Annotated in this window: 13 protein-coding genes; 7 read left to right on the top strand and 6 right to left on the bottom strand. The window is 65.2% G+C overall.

Annotated elements, in window-relative coordinates; all coding sequences use genetic code 11:
- Window positions 1–96 precede the first annotated feature (96 nt).
- The 4 genes from VCS63_RS00840 (at window position 97) to VCS63_RS00825 (ending at window position 5,270) form a co-directional block, all read left to right on the top strand.
- Window positions 97–1,065, top strand: a complete 969-nt coding sequence (locus tag VCS63_RS00840) for a tripartite tricarboxylate transporter substrate binding protein (protein WP_323878037.1) — start codon at window positions 97–99, stop codon at window positions 1,063–1,065.
- A complete protein-coding gene (locus VCS63_RS00835) occupies window positions 1,062–2,588 on the top strand; it encodes a sulfatase-like hydrolase/transferase (protein WP_323878035.1) in 1,527 nt (508 codons plus the stop codon). The genes VCS63_RS00840 and VCS63_RS00835 overlap by 4 nt, the downstream gene beginning before the upstream one ends.
- A 106-nt stretch (window positions 2,589–2,694) precedes the next feature.
- A complete protein-coding gene (locus tag VCS63_RS00830) occupies window positions 2,695–3,405 on the top strand; it encodes a response regulator transcription factor (protein WP_323878033.1) in 711 nt (236 codons plus the stop codon).
- Window positions 3,402–5,270, top strand: a complete 1,869-nt coding sequence (locus tag VCS63_RS00825; protein ID WP_323878032.1) for a 7TM diverse intracellular signaling domain-containing protein — start codon at window positions 3,402–3,404, stop codon at window positions 5,268–5,270. The genes VCS63_RS00830 and VCS63_RS00825 overlap by 4 nt, the downstream gene beginning before the upstream one ends.
- A gap of 5 nt (window positions 5,271–5,275) precedes the next feature.
- Here the strand turns inward: VCS63_RS00825 and VCS63_RS00820 are convergent, their stop codons facing one another.
- Window positions 5,276–5,665, bottom strand: a complete 390-nt coding sequence (locus tag VCS63_RS00820; protein WP_042796168.1) for a SecDF P1 head subdomain-containing protein — start codon at window positions 5,663–5,665, stop codon at window positions 5,276–5,278.
- A 308-nt stretch (window positions 5,666–5,973) separates the two neighbouring features.
- Here VCS63_RS00820 and VCS63_RS00815 point away from each other — a divergent pair, with 308 nt between their 5' ends.
- A complete protein-coding gene (locus VCS63_RS00815) occupies window positions 5,974–6,423 on the top strand; it encodes a hypothetical protein (protein ID WP_323878031.1) in 450 nt (149 codons plus the stop codon).
- A gap of 341 nt (window positions 6,424–6,764) precedes the next feature.
- Window positions 6,765–9,020, top strand: a complete 2,256-nt coding sequence (locus VCS63_RS00810; protein WP_323878030.1) for a TonB-dependent siderophore receptor — start codon at window positions 6,765–6,767, stop codon at window positions 9,018–9,020.
- Window positions 9,021–9,072: 52 nt separating this feature from the next.
- On the opposite strand, the gene VCS63_RS00805 is transcribed toward VCS63_RS00810, so the two are convergent.
- Genes VCS63_RS00805 through VCS63_RS00785 form a run of 5 tightly spaced genes read right to left on the bottom strand, consistent with a single transcriptional unit; the run spans window position 9,073 to window position 13,298 of the window.
- Complete coding sequence (locus VCS63_RS00805; RefSeq protein ID WP_323878028.1) at window positions 9,073–10,101, bottom strand: tripartite tricarboxylate transporter substrate binding protein; 1,029 nt, start codon at window positions 10,099–10,101, stop codon at window positions 9,073–9,075.
- A 59-nt stretch (window positions 10,102–10,160) separates the two neighbouring features.
- A complete protein-coding gene (locus tag VCS63_RS00800) occupies window positions 10,161–10,931 on the bottom strand; it encodes an SDR family NAD(P)-dependent oxidoreductase (protein ID WP_164793505.1) in 771 nt (256 codons plus the stop codon).
- Complete coding sequence (locus VCS63_RS00795; protein WP_323878026.1) at window positions 10,928–11,647, bottom strand: SDR family NAD(P)-dependent oxidoreductase; 720 nt, start codon at window positions 11,645–11,647, stop codon at window positions 10,928–10,930. Before VCS63_RS00795 ends, VCS63_RS00800 begins: the two co-directional genes overlap by 4 nt.
- 10 nt (window positions 11,648–11,657) lie before the next feature.
- On the bottom strand, window positions 11,658–12,554 hold the full coding sequence (locus VCS63_RS00790) for an isocitrate lyase/PEP mutase family protein (RefSeq protein ID WP_063641375.1): 897 nt from the start codon (window positions 12,552–12,554) through the stop codon (window positions 11,658–11,660).
- A gap of 21 nt (window positions 12,555–12,575) precedes the next feature.
- Window positions 12,576–13,298 (bottom strand): GntR family transcriptional regulator, encoded by a 723-nt coding sequence (locus VCS63_RS00785; RefSeq protein WP_042796173.1) that lies wholly within the window; start codon window positions 13,296–13,298, stop codon window positions 12,576–12,578.
- Window positions 13,299–13,596: 298 nt separating this feature from the next.
- Between VCS63_RS00785 and acnA the strand changes: the two genes are divergently transcribed.
- Entirely contained in the window at window positions 13,597–16,287 is a 2,691-nt protein-coding gene (gene acnA / locus VCS63_RS00780) for an aconitate hydratase AcnA (RefSeq protein WP_323878024.1), read from the top strand.
- Window positions 16,288–16,297: the final 10 nt, after the last annotated feature.

The raw sequence follows: 16,297 nt of genomic DNA, 5'->3' as shown, positions 1-16,297 counted from the left end.
GGCAAAAATATATCATTGGACTGGAATGATGGGCTGGCAGATGATCCTTGCCAGCGAGCTCCCCGGAACGAGGCGAGCCGCAGGATGGAGACAATCATGCTGAAACGTGTGCGCGGCGCGCTGGCCGCCTTGAGCCTCGCGGTGCCCTTGGTGGCCTGCGCGGCCTATCCGGACCGTCCGGTTACGCTGGTCGTGCCGTCTGTACCCGGGGGCGCTGCCGATAACGTGGGACGCCTGGTCGCGGCGGAGATGTCCCGGCAATGGGGCGTTCCCGTCATCGTGGAAAACCGCGCGGGAGGAGCCGGCGTCATCGGCACCCAGGCGGTGGCTCGGGCCAAGCCCGACGGCTATACCTTGCTGCTGGGGCCGGACGCCTCGTTTACGGCGGTGCCGTATCTGATGCAGGACGTGCCGTACCGAACCGAGGACTTCGCGCCGATCGCCACGCTATCGACCCTGCAATACGTGCTGGTCGCCTCGCCTGCCGCGCCGTTCAAGTCCTTGCGCGAACTGCTGGACCAGGCGCGAGCCCGGCCCGACGTTATTACGTATGCCAGCGGCGGCCCGGGTTCGACCCACCACCTGGCAATGGCGCTGTTCGAACACGCTGCCGGCATTTCTCTCAAGCACGTGCCGTACAAGGCCGCGCCCCAGGGGTTCGTGGGCGTCATGGGCAACCAGGTCGATCTGATGTTCATCGTTGCCAGCACGGCCGTGCCGCAGATCAAGGCGGGCAAGGTGCAGGGCCTTGCCAACGCCGGCGCGGCGCCCATCGCGGGCGCGCCCGATTTGCCGATGGTGAAAGACGAGGTGAAGGACTTCACCTTCTACAGCTGGTTCGGCCTGTTCGCGCCGGCGCAGACGCCGCAGCCGGTGCTTGCCGAACTGCGGCGCTCCATCGCAGCCGTCCTTAAGAGCCCGGAGGTCCGGGACAAGATGCAAGCCCAGGGCATGATCGTGGGCGACGAGGACGGGCAGGGCCTGCGCGACCGTATCGCCCACGACATCCGCCTTCTCGCGCCCGTGCTTTCCGACATCAAAACCGCCACCAGCAAGCAGCAATGAAACGTCCCAACATCCTGCTCATCACGACCGACCAGCATCGCGGCGATTGCCTGGGCTTTGCCGGGCGGCGGGTCAAGACGCCGCATATCGACCATCTGGCGCGCAGCGGCACGCATTTTGCGGCCTGCATCACGCCCAATGTCGTCTGCCAGCCTTCGCGCGCCTCCATGCTGACAGGCCTGCTGCCGCTGACGCATGGCGTCTGCGACAACGGCATAGACCTGGACTTGCGCACCGGCGAGGCGGGCTTTGCCGGCAGCCTTGCCGCCGCGGGCTACGACACGGGCTTCATCGGCAAGGCGCATTTCTCCACCCACCACACGTTCCAGGCCACGGGACGGCCCGAGTGCCAGTACAGCGAGGCAGGCATGGGCCCGGGCTGGGCGGGACCGTATATGGGATTCGAGCACGTAGAGCTGGTGGTCGAGGGCCATAACTACTGGCTGCCCACGCCGTTGCCGGGAGGCTTGAACCATTCGCGCTGGCACTATGGCGACGGACTGGGAGAGTTGCGCAACCAGCTGTACCAGACCGATCTGGGGCCGGCCAGCGGCGCGCCGCAAACCTTCCATTCCGCATTGCCGGTGGCTTGGCACAATTCGACCTGGATCGGCGACCGGACCATCGACTATCTGCGGGAGCACCGAGACAGCCCGTTCTGCCTGTGGGCTTCGTTTCCAGATCCGCATCACCCTTTCGATTGTCCTGAACCTTGGTCGCGCCTGCATCATCCCGACGAAGTGGATCTGCCGCGGCATCGCGTCACCGACTACGACCGCCGGCCCTGGTGGCACAGGGCCAGCATGGAGAGCAAGCCCATGGGCAACGCGGAGGTGCAGGCGGTGCGCCAGAACTTCTCGCGGATGCCGACCCAGTCCGACGAGGCGCTGCGCCAAATCATCGCCAACTACTACGGCATGATTTCGCTGGTGGACCACCAGATCGGGCGGGTCATGAAGGCCCTGAGCGAGTATGGCCTGGACAAGAACACCCTGGTGATCTTTACGTCCGACCATGGTGAATGGCTGGGCGACCATGGGCTGATGCTGAAGGGGCCCATGCCGTACGAGGGCCTGCTGCGCGTGGCCATGGTGGCCAGCGGGCCCGGCGTCGTGGCCGGGCAGCGGGTGGAAGACCCTGTGTCCACGCTGGACCTGGCAGCGACCTTTTACGACTACGGCGGCGCGTCCGCCCTGGGGCCGGTACATGGCCGCAGCCTGCGTGCGCTGCTTGAAGGCCGGGATGCCGGCCGTGAGTTCGCGCTGAGCGAATGGGACGTGGCGGCATCGCGCTGCGGCGTGGAGCTGAAGTTGCGCACGGTGCGCACGCGCGACTGGAAACTGACCATGGAACTGGGAAGCGGCGCGGGCGAGATGTATTGCCTGTCCGAAGATCCGGACGAGATGGACAATCTTTTCGATGATCCGGGCTACGCCGCCCAGCGGCGGGAACTGACGGACATGCTCGAAAGCCGGCCCGCCGACCAACTGCCGGTCCGCGTTCCGGCGTCCGGCATCGCCTGAGCGCGTTGCATTGATCGAATCTGTGAAAATACCAACTTCCAGGGATATGCCATGCTGCCGGCCTGAGACATAGTTCAGTCTGGGCAATTCCGCCCGCTCTCATCCGATGACTGCCCATATGCTTGCTTCCGAGTCGACGCTGCCTGCCCCGGTGCTGCTGGTGGAGGACGAACCCCTGATCTGCCGCCGGCTGGAAGGCTTGCTGCTGCAGCTCGGCTATGCGCCGGAAGCGCTGGTGTTCGCGGCTACGCTGGCGCAAGCGCGCGAGAGGCTCGCCAGCCAGCCGTTTGCGCTGGCGCTGGTCGATCTGGGTCTGCCCGACGGCAATGGCACGGAGCTGATTGCAGAGATGCACGCGGAAGATCCCAGCCTGGCGATCCTGGTCATTTCTGCCTGGAGCACCGAAGACGCGATTCTTGCCGCGTTGCGCGCAGGCGCGACGGGCTACGTGCTCAAGGAGCGGGACGACCTGGAGGTGTCCCTGTCGATACGCAGTGTGTTGCGGGGAGGCGCTCCCATCGACCCCTTCGTGGCGCGCCGCATCATCGAAGAGCTGCGCCCCAGGCCGGCGAGCCCGGCCAATGCCGGGGGCCCGGAAGCGGGCGATTCCGCCAATCCGGGCGAAACACTGAGCCCGCGTGAAAGCCAGATACTGCGCCTGGTGTCCGAGGGACTGGGCAACCGCGAGATCGCCGAGGAGCTGTTCTTGTCGCGTTACACCGTGGAATGCCACGTGAAGCACATTTATCGCAAGCTCGCCGTTTCTTCCCGGACTCGGGCGATACACGCGGCGCGCACGCGCGGCCTGCTCGATTGAAGTGGCTGGCCGTCCTGTGGCTGGCATTATGGCTGGCGCCGGCCTGGGCGCAGGAGCCGGCGGGCGCCTGCACGGCGCAGGTCTCGTCCGTACAGGTTGCCAAGGGTAGCGATGACGGCCGGCGACCGGATGCGGCCCAGTGGCAGGCCGTGCAGCTGCCGGATGACTGGAGCGCCCGTTGGCCGGGGTACAGCGGCACGGCCTGGTACCGGATAGGCTGGCGCCATGACTGCCATGGCACAGGGCAGGTTGCGCTGGCGCTGGAATCCGTCGTCATGGCGGGCGAGGTCTACATCAATGACCAGCGGATCTGGAGCGATGCGCATCTGACCGAGCCGCTTTCGCGCAGCTGGAACATGCCGCGGTATTGGCTCATCCCCGATGCCCTGGTGGGTCCTGGCGAGAATACGTTGTGGATCCGGGTGGTCGGTGTGGCGGGTCAGTCGCCTGGCCTGGGGCCGGTTCACCTGGGCGGGCAATGGACGGTGCTGCAGTTGTATGAGGACCTGTGGTGGCGCCATCGCACGCTGTTCACGTTGAATCTGATCGTGTCGGCCGTCCTGGGCGGGCTGTGCTTCTGCATCTGGCTCATGCGCCGAGAGCAGCGCGTTTACGGCTGGTATGCGCTGATGGCCCTGTTCTGGGTGCTGTTCATCGCCAACGTCCTGATGACCAGTCCCTGGCCTTTCCCGAACAGTCTCATGGCGGCACGCGCCAACATCATGGTGCTGGTGCTTTATGTCGCCTGTTTCTGCATCTTCACCTGGCGCTTTGGTGGGCAGTCCCTGCCGCGCGTGGAAAAGGCGCTGTGGGTGCTTACAGCCGCGTTGCTGGCGCTGGAGGCTTTCGTGCCGCAGGGACAGCTGGCCAGGGTGCAGTTGGGCATCGTGTTGATCGTGTCAGGGATTTTCTTCGCCAATTGCCTGCAATTCCCCCTGCACGCGCTGCGTACGCGCAAGCCGGAGCACGGAATGCTGGCGGTGTGTCTGCTTGTCTTTCTGGCGGCCAGCGCGCACGACCTGCTGCGGGTGCTTAAGCTCATCTATACCGAAAGCACCTACACGCCGTTTACCAGCGTGGTGGTCACGCTGTGCATGTCTGCCGTGCTGGGGCTGCGTCACGCGCGCAATGTGCGCCGTATCGAACGCTTCAACCAGGAGCTGGCGGACGGCATCGACCAGGCGCGCACGGAGCTGGCCACGACCCTGGAGCGCGAACACACGCTGGCGCTGGCCAACGCCAGGCTGCAGGACAGGCTGCAGATCGCCCATGATCTGCACGACGGCCTGGGCGGCTCGCTGGTGCGCATGATGGCGATGGTGGAGCAGGCCAGCACGCCGGTGCACAGCCAGCAATTCCTTTCCATGCTCAAGCTGCTGCGCGACGACCTGCGGCAGACCATCGACAGCGGATCGAGCGCAGGCATCAAGGTGCCGGCCACGCCACGTGAGTGGATAGCGCCTTTGCGCCATCGCTTCATGCAGCTGTTTGACGAGCTGGACCTGCAGGCCAACTGGCGGGTTCCCGAGCAGTGGCTCGCGCCGCCCAGTGCCCTGCAATGCATGGCGCTGACCAGGCTGGTGGAAGAGTCGCTGGCAAACGTGCTGAAACACAGCCGCGCTCGGCGTGTGGAGGTAGCGCTGCGCCAGTCCGACCCGGATAGCCTGGAGCTGCGTATCGAAGATGACGGTGCCGGTTTCGATGTGGCGGCGGTGCTGCGGGCTGGCATCAGCGTCGGCATGCGCAGTATGCATACCCGTATCGCCCGGGTGGGAGGCCAGCTCAATGTCGCGTCGCGGCCAGGACAGACGGTGCTGACGGCCACGCTGGCGCTGAGGGCGCCCCAGGGCCAGGCCCTGGCTTGAGGCAGCTACTTGGCGGTGTTTTCGTCGTCCACCGTCAGACCGCCGCTTTTCATGATGCCCTGGGCGATTTCCTCGGCGGATTTCCCGCCAAAGCCATGTTCGCCCGCGGTGATGCGGAAGCTGTCGCCTTCGAGCGGGCTTTGGAGCGTGGCGGATGACAGCAGCACGCCAGCCGAACGCAGCTGGATGCGTTTACCGACGCGATCGCGAGTGAAATCGGCCAGGGCCTGGCGGCTTTCCGGCTTCAGTTCGACGTCCACCATCCTGGCGGAAGTGTGCGGATCGACGCCGGCGGTGGCCCGCTCGACGTGCAGCACGACGGTTTCGGCGTATGCCGCGCAGGGCAGCAGCATGGCAAGGGCCGCGGCGCGGGCGAGTTGTCTCATTGAGGGCATGGCAGACTCCTTCTGGCGCAAGCCCGGGCCCTGCTCCAAGCAGCGTCCGGACGACTCCTCCATCCTAGCCTATGTCGCGCAAGGCCATGGCCTTGCGAGAGAGGGCGCCGCGGGCGTCGTGGCAGACGGGGCAAGCGCGCGTCGGCAATGAGCGCTATGCTTCGCGGCGCGAAATCCGGCCCGGCAAATCCGTCGCAGCGCCGGCGAGGCACCGCTGGACGCAGGCGTGCCCGAGCACGCGGATGGGAACGCGCTCCGATTTGCGCCTCGGCCCAAGAGCAAGGCTGATGTTTACCAAGGAGAGTCTTATGGCAGTCGTACGGGGTATCTGGCTTTTGTCTGGTCTGCTGCTGGCCGGCGTCGCACATGCGGGTTCGGCGCCGGCGGAACTGAATTGCGTGTCGGAAAGCGGCAAGGTGGCGCTGGAAGGCGTGATCCCGTCGCCGTCTTCGGAAGAGCTGACGCTTAAGCTGCGCTACGCCGACGGCGGCCTGGCATTCAATTCGGACGCGAATGCCAGCTATGTGGTGACGGATTTTCCGCAGTCAGTGTTCACACTGGTAGTGGCGACGCTGGCACAGCCATTGACGCTGTATGCGCTGCCGTCCAGCGTCGCGGTAAAGAAGAGCGAGAACGGCGATGCCGCGGGCAAGTTCCAAGCCAAGCTGACGGCTCCGCGCCCGCAGAGCGTATCGGGCGTGCAGGCCACCACGCCGCTCAAAGCCACGCTGAACTGCGAGTACCGGTATTCGCTGTAAGGCGGTGCAGCGCTGACGCCGGCTGACCGATGGCGGGCCCGCCAGCCCCTTTTCTCCCGAGGATGCGGCCTCTGGTGGAAAAGGGGATTTTTCTCGTCAGAAGCCGGCGGATGCGCGTTGATGTGCGCATGCTATGAGCACGTTGATGCGTCCGGCTGTTGTTATTGCGCCGCATTTTTCCCCATTCTGGGCTGTGAGACCCCTCAAAATTGACAGTTTTCTGAATAAAAGCTGACTATTTGTTGAATGTAAAAATAAGAATACATATCATTGGCGCTCTTAAAAAACCAAAGATCGCGCTGATAGCGCACCCGCCGCGGGGCGGTTTCTGAAAGAGTCCAATGAGCAAAGCAGATCGATCGACGGCCTATGCCAAGGCCGGTGGCAACACTACGGCGTCCATTTATGCGGCGGTATGCGGCGCACTGGTGTCGCCGGGCCTGGCGCTGGCCCAAGGAAGCCTGGCGCCCGGCGCCGTGCACGAATTGTCGCCCGTCCACGTGCAGGGGCAGGCAGTCAGCGATGGCTACGAAGCCAACATCGCTTCCTCCCCGAAAATGACGGCGCCGCTGCTGGACACGCCGCGTTCGGTCACGGTGATCACGGAACAACTGATGCGCGATCGCGCGGCCACGTCACTGATGGACGTGCTGCGCACCGCGCCGGGCATCACTTTCGGCGCAGGCGAAGGCGGCACACCCACTGGCGACCGGCCATTCGTGCGCGGCTACGAGGCCAGCACCGACATGATGGTCGACGGTATGCGCGACCTGGGCCGCTTCTCGCACGAAACCTTCAACCTGGAGTCGGTCGAAATCCTGAAGGGGCCGAGCTCCGCCTATTCAGGCCGCGGTTCGACCGGCGGCAGCATCAACCTGGTCAGCAAGAGCCCCAAGCTCGAGAATTTCGCGGAAGGCACGGTCGGTGTGGGCACCGACGACAACTGGCGGCTGACGGGCGACGGCAACTGGGCCTTGGGGGAAAGTTCGGCCTTCCGCCTGAATTTCATGAAGCAGGGCGGCGACATCCCGGGCCGCGATCACGTCGAAACCGACCGCTGGGGCGTCGCACCCTCGTTCTCCTGGGGCCTGGGCACGCCCACGCAGGTGACCCTCAGCTACTACCATCTGCAGAATGACGACACGCCGGACCTGGGCATTCCGTTCAAGAATGAATCGCGCCCTGGCCGCGTCACCCCGCCCAAGGTGGACCGCGACAATTACTACGGCCTGATCGGACGCGACTACCGCAAGAACCAGGCCGACATGACCACCTTGATGGTCGAGCACAAGTTCAGCGACAAGTTGAAGCTGCGTAACGGCACGCGCTACAGCGAATCGACCAACGAATATGTGATGACACGCCCGTCCTTCGACAATTGCGCGGCGCGCGTGGGCGGCCGGCCCAACCCCGCCTACGGCGTGGCGCCATGCTCGAACGAGGCGGAGGGCGTGCAGATGAGCAAGGCCCTGCGCAGCCTGAACCAGACCAATCGGTCCTTCATCAATCAGACCGACATCTTCGGCGAGTTCACTGCGGGCGGCCTGCGGCACAGCTATGTGGCCGGCCTGGAGTTCAGCACCGAGACGATCAGCAAGCGCGACGGCGTGCCTGCGGGCGGTTTCGACAAGACCCTGCTGGACGATCTGTACAACCCGAACCCGCATCAACCGCATACCGGAAGCCTCAGTTGGGGGCCGCGTTACGACGCTGCCAAGACCATCACGCGCGCTGCCTACGTGTTCGACACGGTCAAGTTCAGCGAGCAATGGGAAGCCAATGCCGGCCTGCGCTATGACAACTACCGTGTGACCAGCGGCAATGTCGAGCGCACCGACAATATGTGGAACTACCAGTTGGGCCTGGTATATAAGCCCGCACCCAACGGCAGCATCTATGTGTCCTACGGCACTTCGTCCAACCCCTCCGGCGAAACGGCGGGCCAGTCTGGCGGCGCGGATGGCGCGGCAGGCGGCCGCCTGACCGCGGGTACCGCGGCATTGGCGCCCGAGAAGAGCCGCAGCATCGAAGTCGGCACCAAGTGGGACGTGTTTGACGAGCGCCTGTCCTTGACGGCTGCCGTATTCGAAACCCGCAAGACCGACGCCCGCAGCTCCGATCCCATCACGGGCGACGTGACGTTGTCAGGCAGCAACCGGGTGCGCGGCATTGAACTGGGCGCGGCGGGATCCATCACGCCCAAGTGGCAGGTGTGGGGCGGGTACAGCTACATGGACCCGAAGGTCACCAACTACCAGAGCGGCGGCACCGACTACAGCGGCAAGCAGATGAAATTCATCGCGCGCCAGAGCGCCAGCCTGTGGACCACCTACAAGTTCATGCCCGAACTGACGGTGGGAGCGGGCGCCACCTACACGGGCAAGCGCTACGTGGATGATGCCAACGTCTACCAGTTGCCGTCCTATTGGCGCTACGACGCGATGGCGGCTTATCAGTTCAACAAGAACTTCGGCCTGCAGCTGAACCTGAACAACCTGACCGACGAAACCATCTACGAGGCGTCGCATGTGGGCTTGTTCAGCTACGTGGCGCCTGGCCGTTCGGCGATGCTGACCGCCACGTTCCGCTACAACTGAGGGACAGCGCGCCGGCGCCGCAGCCGCGGCGCCGGCTTGTCGCATTTGACGCTTAGTCGATGCGCGCGCCGGAGATCTTGACGGCCTGCGCCCACTTCGCGATTTCCTGCTGCACGAAGGCCTGGAACTGTTCAGGCGTGGAAGGCGTGAACTCGCTGCCGGAGGCGGCGAGCTTTTCCTTCGTCTTCGGATCGGCCATGACGCCGCGCATGTCAGCCGAGATTTTCTCCACCAGCGGCTTGGGCGTGCCCTTGGGGGCGAAAAAGCCCGACCATGGCGGCGCAGCATAGCCAGGGAAGCCCTGCTCGGCCACCGTGGGATAGTCGGGCGCGCTGGCAAAGCGTTCGCCCGTGGTCAGCGCCACGATCTTCAGTTTGCCGCTCTTGGCATACGCCTGGACAGCGGGCAGGCCAGTAATGCCCACCTGGATCTGGCCGCCCAGCAGGTCGGTCACCATCGGCGAGCTGCCACGGTAAGGAATGTGCGAGATCTCGAACTTGCCTTGGTTCTTGATCAATTCCATGCCCAGGTGCGACGCCGTGCCGTTGCCGTCCGAACCATATGAGTAATGGGCGTCGGGCTTCTTCAGCAGGGCGATAAGCTCCTGCAGGTTGTTGGCCGGCACGTCGTTGTTGACGATGATGGCATTCGGATAAAGCGTGGCTTGCGTGATGGCCTCGAAATCCTTGACGGGGTCATAGCGCATGTTCTTGTAAAGCGAGGTGTTGATGCCGTGCGAGCCCGTCACGCCCAGCACCAGGGTGTAGCCGTCCGGCGCGGCGCGCGCCACGTATTCCGAACCGACGTTGCCGCCAGCGCCGGGCTTGTTCTCGACGACTACCGGTTGTCCCCACTTCTTGGAGAGGCCTTCCGCGACCAGGCGCGCGGTGATGTCAGTGGCGCCGCCCGCAGGGAAGGGCACGACGATGGTGACGGCGCGGTTGGGGAAATTGTCCACGCCTTGCGCAAAGGCTGGCGCAGCGGCCAGGCCGACAGCGCCGGCGAGGAGCGCCAGCAGCGTGCGGCGGATGGCGGGGCGCGCGGGGCGCCCGTGTGTTGCGGAGGTAGTCGTGTACTTCATGGTTCAAGCCCCTTGTGTGATGTAAGCCTTGCGTGAAGTGGCTGGCGGTGGCCGCTGCTTTACAGCGCGGTGTATCCGCCGTCCGCGCGTATGTCCGTGCCCGTAATGAACGAGGCGGCATCGCTGATCAGGAAAATTGCCGTCTGCGCGATTTCGTCGACGGTGCCCAGGCGCCCCGCCGGATACTTGGGCGCCAGTGTGGCTGCCGCGGCCTGGGCGCTGCCGTAGCGCGCGACCAGCCTGCCTGTCAGTACCGCGCCGGGAGACAGGCTCAAGGCGCGGATGCCGTCGGCCGCGTGGTCCACTGCGATGGCACGCGCCAGCGCAATCAGGCCAGCCTTGCTGGCGCCATAGGCGCCGCGGCCCGGCGCGGCCACGCTGCCCAGTTGTGACGCGATGTTCAGCACCACGCCGCCACCTGCGCGCGTCATGTGGGGGATGGCGTATTTGCTCATCAGCCATGCGCCGGTCAGGTTCACGTCCAGGGCCTGGCGCCACTGCTCCAGGGTCAGGTCCGCGACTTTGTTGCCCGGCGTGGCGACGGCGGCGTTGTTCACCAGCGCGTGCATGGCGCCCCAATGCGCTGCTGTTTTTTCGATGGCGTCGCGAGCGTCGTCCGGGTTGCTCACGTCGCAAGCCAGCGTCAATACGCGGGCGCCCGTCGGATCCAATGTCTGGCCGCATTGCGCGAGCAGCGCCGGGTCCCGGTCCAGCAGGGCCACGCGGGCGCCGGCGCGAAGGCAGTGCGCCGCGATTGCCTGGCCCAGCCCGCCGGCGGCGCCGGTCACGATTACTGTCTTGCCGTGCAATGCGGTGATGTCCGTCGTCATAGCGGCACCGTTCCCAGCGAAGCGCCGCCACAGACGTAAAGTGTCTGCCCGGTGATGGCGCCGGCCTGCTCGCCGAGGAAGAAGGCGATGGTTGCCGCGACTTCGCGAGCGTCGATCAGGCGCCCCAGCGGCAGGTCCACCCGTGGCGGCGCGCCGCGTTTGGGATCGTGCAGCATGGGCGTATCGACTGCGCCGGGCGCGACCACGTTGACGGTAATGCCGCGGCCGATGAGCTCGGCCGCCAAGCTGCGCGCCAGCCCGATCTGCGCCGATTTCGTCGCGGCATAGGCGAGACGGTGTGCGCGCCCCAGCACGGCGCGGCTGGACACCAGTACGATGCGGCCGCGCCTGTCGGGCAATTGGGGAGCCAAGACGCGCGCAAGCGCCATCGGCGCGGCTCCATGAAGCTTCCACAGAAGGTCCGCGTCTTCCAGGCGTGTGTCCAGCGCGCCGCCGGTGCGGACCACGCCGGCGCAATGTGCCAACGCGGTCGGGGCGCAGTCTTGCAGCTGGGCGCCCAGGTCATGCAAGGCGCGGTCATCGGCCAGGTCGCAATCGAGGTGGCGATACTGCGCGTGTCCGTGGATGGCGGCGGGAGCGATGTCCACGCCGGTCACCTGCCAGCCAGATGCCAGCAGGCTTTCCGCCAACGCCAGTCCGATGCCCGAGGACGAGCCTGTCAGGACGCAATGCGCCTGCGCATTCCGCTCAGTCATGACAGTACGCTCAGTCGGCGAGGGTCGTCAGGCGTTTTTCCATGGCGCGCATCTGCTCGTAGCCCATCAATTGCATGATGTCTTCGATGCCCACCAGCAGGTCGGGGCGGTCTGCGGGCACGCCACTGGCGATCACGCCCTGCATCACCTGCAGCGCCTCGCGCATGCCATGTATGGCGGCGGCGGGAAGCATGCGCGGCAGGCTGATACGCTTGACGCCGATTTCCTTCAGGCGCGGCAGCGGAATTAGCGGCGTGGTCGGACGGTTGCGGATGCCGAAGCCCATGTTGATGCTGACCGGAATGCCGGCGGCGTCGACCAGGCGCTTGATGTCGTCCTCGGTGCGGACCGCGTCGGGAAACAGCATGTCGGCGCCGGCCCGGGCGTATGCGCGGGCGCGTTTGACCGCTCCTTCGATGCCTTCGATGGCCAGCGAGTCCGTGCGGGCAATGATGACGAAGTCATCGTCGCGTCGCGCCAGGCAGGCGGCCTCGATCTTCTTGACCATTTCAGCTTCGCTCACCACATCCTTGCCAGGCATGTGGCCGCAGCGCTTGGGGCTGACCTGGTCTTCGAGGTTGATGCCGGCGACGCCGGCTTCCTCGAACATCTGTACCGTGTGATAGACGTTCACGGGATTGCCGTAGCCGGTGTCGGCGTCGGCCGTGAGCGGGATGGAGACCGAACGCGCCAGGTGGCGGCAATGGGTCACGTTCTCCGACAGGCCCATGACGCCGATGTCGGCGATGCCCAGCAGCGCGTTCGACACGGCCGCGCCGCTGGTGCAGGCGGTTTTGAAACCCGCGGCTTCGACCAGGCGGATGCTGTATCCATCGTACACACCGGGCGAGACGATGAAGGGTTCGTTCTTCAGCAATTGCCGGAACTGGTGGCGCGGGTTGTTCATGTCGTACTGCTCCAAAGGGCGTTAGGCGGCCGAGACGGGGTGTCCGGCAATGCCGGACGCCCCTTCCGCCAGATGATCAAAAAGATGTTGCGCCGCGCGTTCGATGTGCGAGCGCATGAGCGATTCCGCCAGCTCGGCGTCGCGCGCGCGGATGGCGCGCAGGATCTGCCAGTGCTCGGCGTAGGCGTCGTCCTTGCGCTCCAGCACGGTGCCGGAGTGCCGGCGATAGACGCGCAGCAGGTGATAGAGGTCGCCGCAAAGGGCGTTGATGATGCGGTTGTTGCCGCTGGCCCGCACGATGCGTTCGTGGAAGTCGAAGACACGCGGCGCGGGCGAGCCGCCATTGGACGCGTCCAGGCGGCGCTGGCGGTCCTGTTCCAGCTCGGCCAGCAACTGCGCGATTTCCTCGTCGCTCATGCGGCGGGTGGCCAGATTGCAGGCGACGCCTTCCAGCGCCATGCGCATCTGGAAGAGTTCCAGCGCGGATTCCGCCGAGAGGGTCACCACGCGCGCCTTGATGTAGGGCTCGCGCGTGATGAGCTGGATGCCCTGCAGGCGGCGCACGGCCTCCCGCACCGGGCCGCGGCTGACGCCGAATTCTTGTGCCAGCGCGACTTCATTAATGACGCTACCTGGGGCCAGCCGGCCTTGGTAGATCGCATCCAGCACCTGGTCGAACACCACGTCGGCCAGGGGGCCGGAGGCGTCTTCCTTGGTGGCGATGGAGGTCGTGGCGGTGTTCATAGTGTTGACAGCCTATCAAAGGGATCTTAAAAGTGTCAACTCTTTTGAAGATGACATTGTTTGGGTCTGGATGCCTGCCTGCAGGCAGTCGCATGGATATTTTGTCTATTTTACAGATGGTTATCGGGGTATTCCCTAGCGCTATAGGGCGGGCTTATCTATCTACACTTTCAATGCGGTGGCGGTAATCTGTATTTTTGCCATATGAAGCCTCTGGCGGTCTTGGCAATAGTGTTGACACTATTGTTTTGTAAGCCGTAAGATGGCCTCAGTTGAGATTTTCCTTATTACCGCTGCCATGATCCAGTCTTTCCCCTGTTGCGGCAGGACGCTACGCTACGCGGACCTGTCCGCCGCGGCCCATGCCGCTGGCCGGGACATCCGCGACTATCCCTATGTCATCCGCGTGCTGCTGGAGAACCTCTTGCGGCACCGCGCATGGGGGGCTGCCGTTACGGCAGAGGAAATCGGCAGGCTCTGGGTGTGGCGTGAGCACCCCGGCGCTGATCTGCCTTTGCATGTGGCCCGGGTGATCCTGCCTGATTCCAGCGGCCTGCCGGTGCTTCAGGACCTGGCGGCGTTGCGCGACGCCGTGGCGCAGGCCGGGGGAGATGCCGCGCGGGTGGATACCAGGATTCCCGTGGACCTGATCGTCGATCACTCCTTGCAGGTCGATTATTGGGGCGACACGGGGGCGGTGCAGCGCAACCTGCGCCGTGAATTCGAACGGAACGACGAGCGCTACCGATTCCTGAAATGGGCGCAGCAGGCTTTCAAGGGCTTGCGCGTGATTACGCCCGGCATAGGCATCATCCATCAGGTCAACCTGGAATACCTGGCGCCCGTGGTCGCGCGCCAATCGCGGCCGGACGCCGAATGGGCCTATCCCGATTTCGTCATCGGCGGCGATTCCCATACGCCCATGATCAACGCGCTGGGCGTCCTGGGCTGGGGAGTGGGCGGCATCGATGCCGAAGCGGCGCTGCTGGGCCATGCCTACACGTTCCCGATACCGGAAGTCGTAGGGGTGCGCTTGCATGGCGCCATCACGGCTCCCGCGCTCACCACCGATGCCGCCTTGCTGATTACGCAACGGCTGCGCGGGGAAGGCGTGGTGGGCTGCATGGTGGAGTTCTTTGGACCGGCCGCCGAAACGCTCAGCGTGCCGGAACGCGCGACCATCGCCAACATGGCGCCCGAGTACGGCGCCACTTGCGGCTTTTTCCCCATCGACGAACGTACGTTGGACTATGCCCGGATGACCGGGCGCGATGCCGAGCAACTTGCGCTGATCGAAGCCTATGCGCGGAGCAACAGCCTGTGGCGCGCAGCCGGTGAAACCGCGCCGGCTTACAGCCGCGTGATAGAAATCGATCTGTCGGCGGCGAGGCCCAGCATGGCCGGCCCTCGCCGACCGCAGGATCGGATGGACGTCGCTGAGGTCGCAGCGGATTTCCGCCGGCGCCTGACCATGTCCTTGCCCGACGGCGGATTCGGCGTGGACGGGACCGCGCGTCCGCCCAGCCGCGAAGTCCTGGGCCACGGATCCGTGGCGCTGGCCGCCATTACCTCTTGCACCAACACCTCCAACCCCAGCGTGATGCTGGCCGCCGGCCTGGTTGCGCAGAAGGCGCTGGCGCGAGGCCTGACACCGCCCGCCTGGGTCAAGCGGTCGCTGGCACCCGGTTCGCGCGCGGTCACGCGTTACCTGGAATCGGCGGGCCTGCTGCAGGCTTTGCAGGCGCAGGGCTTTCATGTCATCGGGTACGGATGCACCACTTGCGGCGGTAAATCCGGTCCTCTGGATACGGCTGCCGCGGATGCCATCACGCAAGGCGGGCTGGTGGCGGCCGCGGTGCTGTCGGGCAATCGCAATTTCGAAGGACGTATCCATAAGCTGCTGCGCGCCAACTACATCGGGTCGCCTGCGATGGTGGTCCTATACGCATTGGCGGGCAGAATCGATCTGGACTTCGAGCATGAGCCATTGGGGCCGGGCGCCGACGGCGCGCCCGTCTATCTGCGGGATGTGTGGCCCAGCCAGGAAGAGATCGCCGCGTTGCTGCCATTGGCCGCGGCCCCCGGATTGTTCGCCGACGTGTATGACCCCGCCAGTCTGGACAGCACCATCTGGCGCGATCTGAAAGCGCCTTCCGGCCTGCGCTTTCCCTGGGATCCGCAGTCGCAGTACCTGGTCGAGCCGCCGTTCTTCAAGACCGAGCCGGGCCGCGATGCGTTGGCGGATCTGGAAGCCAGCCTGACGCGCGGGCGCGTGCTGGCGGCGTTCGGCGACTCGCTGACGACCGACCATATCTCGCCCAGCGGCGAGATTCCGGCCGACACGCCCGCCGGCATGTACCTGATTGCCAACGGCGTGGCGCCGCGCGACTTCAACACTTATGTGGCGCGCCGCTGCAATCACCATGTGATGACCCGCGCCACCTTTGCCAATATCCGCATCAAGAACGCATTGGTGCCGGGCGTGGAAGGCGGCGTGACATGCCATTTTCCCAGCGGTCAGCGCATGGCAGTGGTGGATGCCGCGGAGGCGTACCGCGCCGCGGGCGATGCCAGCGTGATCCTGGGAGGCAAGGACTACGGCATGGGCAGCAGCCGCGACTGGGCCGCCAAGGGGTCGGCGCTGCTGGGCGTGCGCGCCGTGATCGCGGAATCCTTTGAACGCATCCACCGCGCCAACCTGGTGGGCATGGGTGTGCTGCCGCTTGCGTTCGCGCCCGGCGAGGGCTGGCGCCAACTGGGTTTGACCGGCGCCGAAACGCTGCGTTTCGGAAACGTGGCTAACGGCGTGCTCAAGGGCGAACCTATAGACGTCGTCGCCGAGGACGGTGCACGACGCATCCGCTTCCTGGTCTACGCCCAGGTGTTAACGCGGGCCGAACGCAAACTCATGGCTGAAGGCGGCATTCCCGCCAGCGTTCTCAATGGCTTCTTGAATGACACGGAGGCCGCGGGCGCGGCCCATTGCTGAAAAAACGCAT

This window comes from Achromobacter sp. D10, assembly GCF_035282245.1.
GTDB lineage: Bacteria > Pseudomonadota > Gammaproteobacteria > Burkholderiales > Burkholderiaceae_B > Achromobacter > Achromobacter insolitus.
This window is presented reverse-complemented; position numbering and strand designations above follow the sequence as displayed.

Bases quoted from the DNA above. Each gene is read 5' to 3' on its own strand.
- VCS63_RS00810 (WP_323878030.1), top strand. From the start codon at position 6,765: ATGAGCAAAGCAGATCGATCGACGGCCTATGCCAAGGCCGGTGGCAAC.
- VCS63_RS00815 (WP_323878031.1), top strand. From the start codon at position 5,974: ATGGCAGTCGTACGGGGTATCTGGCTTTTGTCTGGTCTGCTGCTGGCC.
- VCS63_RS00800 (WP_164793505.1), bottom strand. From the start codon at position 10,931: ATGACGACGGACATCACCGCATTGCACGGCAAGACAGTAATCGTGACC.
- VCS63_RS00805 (WP_323878028.1), bottom strand. From the start codon at position 10,101: ATGAAGTACACGACTACCTCCGCAACACACGGGCGCCCCGCGCGCCCC.
- VCS63_RS00795 (WP_323878026.1), bottom strand. From the start codon at position 11,647: ATGACTGAGCGGAATGCGCAGGCGCATTGCGTCCTGACAGGCTCGTCC.
- VCS63_RS00790 (WP_063641375.1), bottom strand. From the start codon at position 12,554: ATGAACAACCCGCGCCACCAGTTCCGGCAATTGCTGAAGAACGAACCC.
- VCS63_RS00840 (WP_323878037.1), top strand. From the start codon at position 97: ATGCTGAAACGTGTGCGCGGCGCGCTGGCCGCCTTGAGCCTCGCGGTG.
- VCS63_RS00785 (WP_042796173.1), bottom strand. From the start codon at position 13,298: ATGAACACCGCCACGACCTCCATCGCCACCAAGGAAGACGCCTCCGGC.
- VCS63_RS00820 (WP_042796168.1), bottom strand. From the start codon at position 5,665: ATGCCCTCAATGAGACAACTCGCCCGCGCCGCGGCCCTTGCCATGCTG.
- VCS63_RS00830 (WP_323878033.1), top strand. From the start codon at position 2,695: ATGACTGCCCATATGCTTGCTTCCGAGTCGACGCTGCCTGCCCCGGTG.
- acnA (WP_323878024.1), top strand. From the start codon at position 13,597: ATGATCCAGTCTTTCCCCTGTTGCGGCAGGACGCTACGCTACGCGGAC.
- VCS63_RS00835 (WP_323878035.1), top strand. From the start codon at position 1,062: ATGAAACGTCCCAACATCCTGCTCATCACGACCGACCAGCATCGCGGC.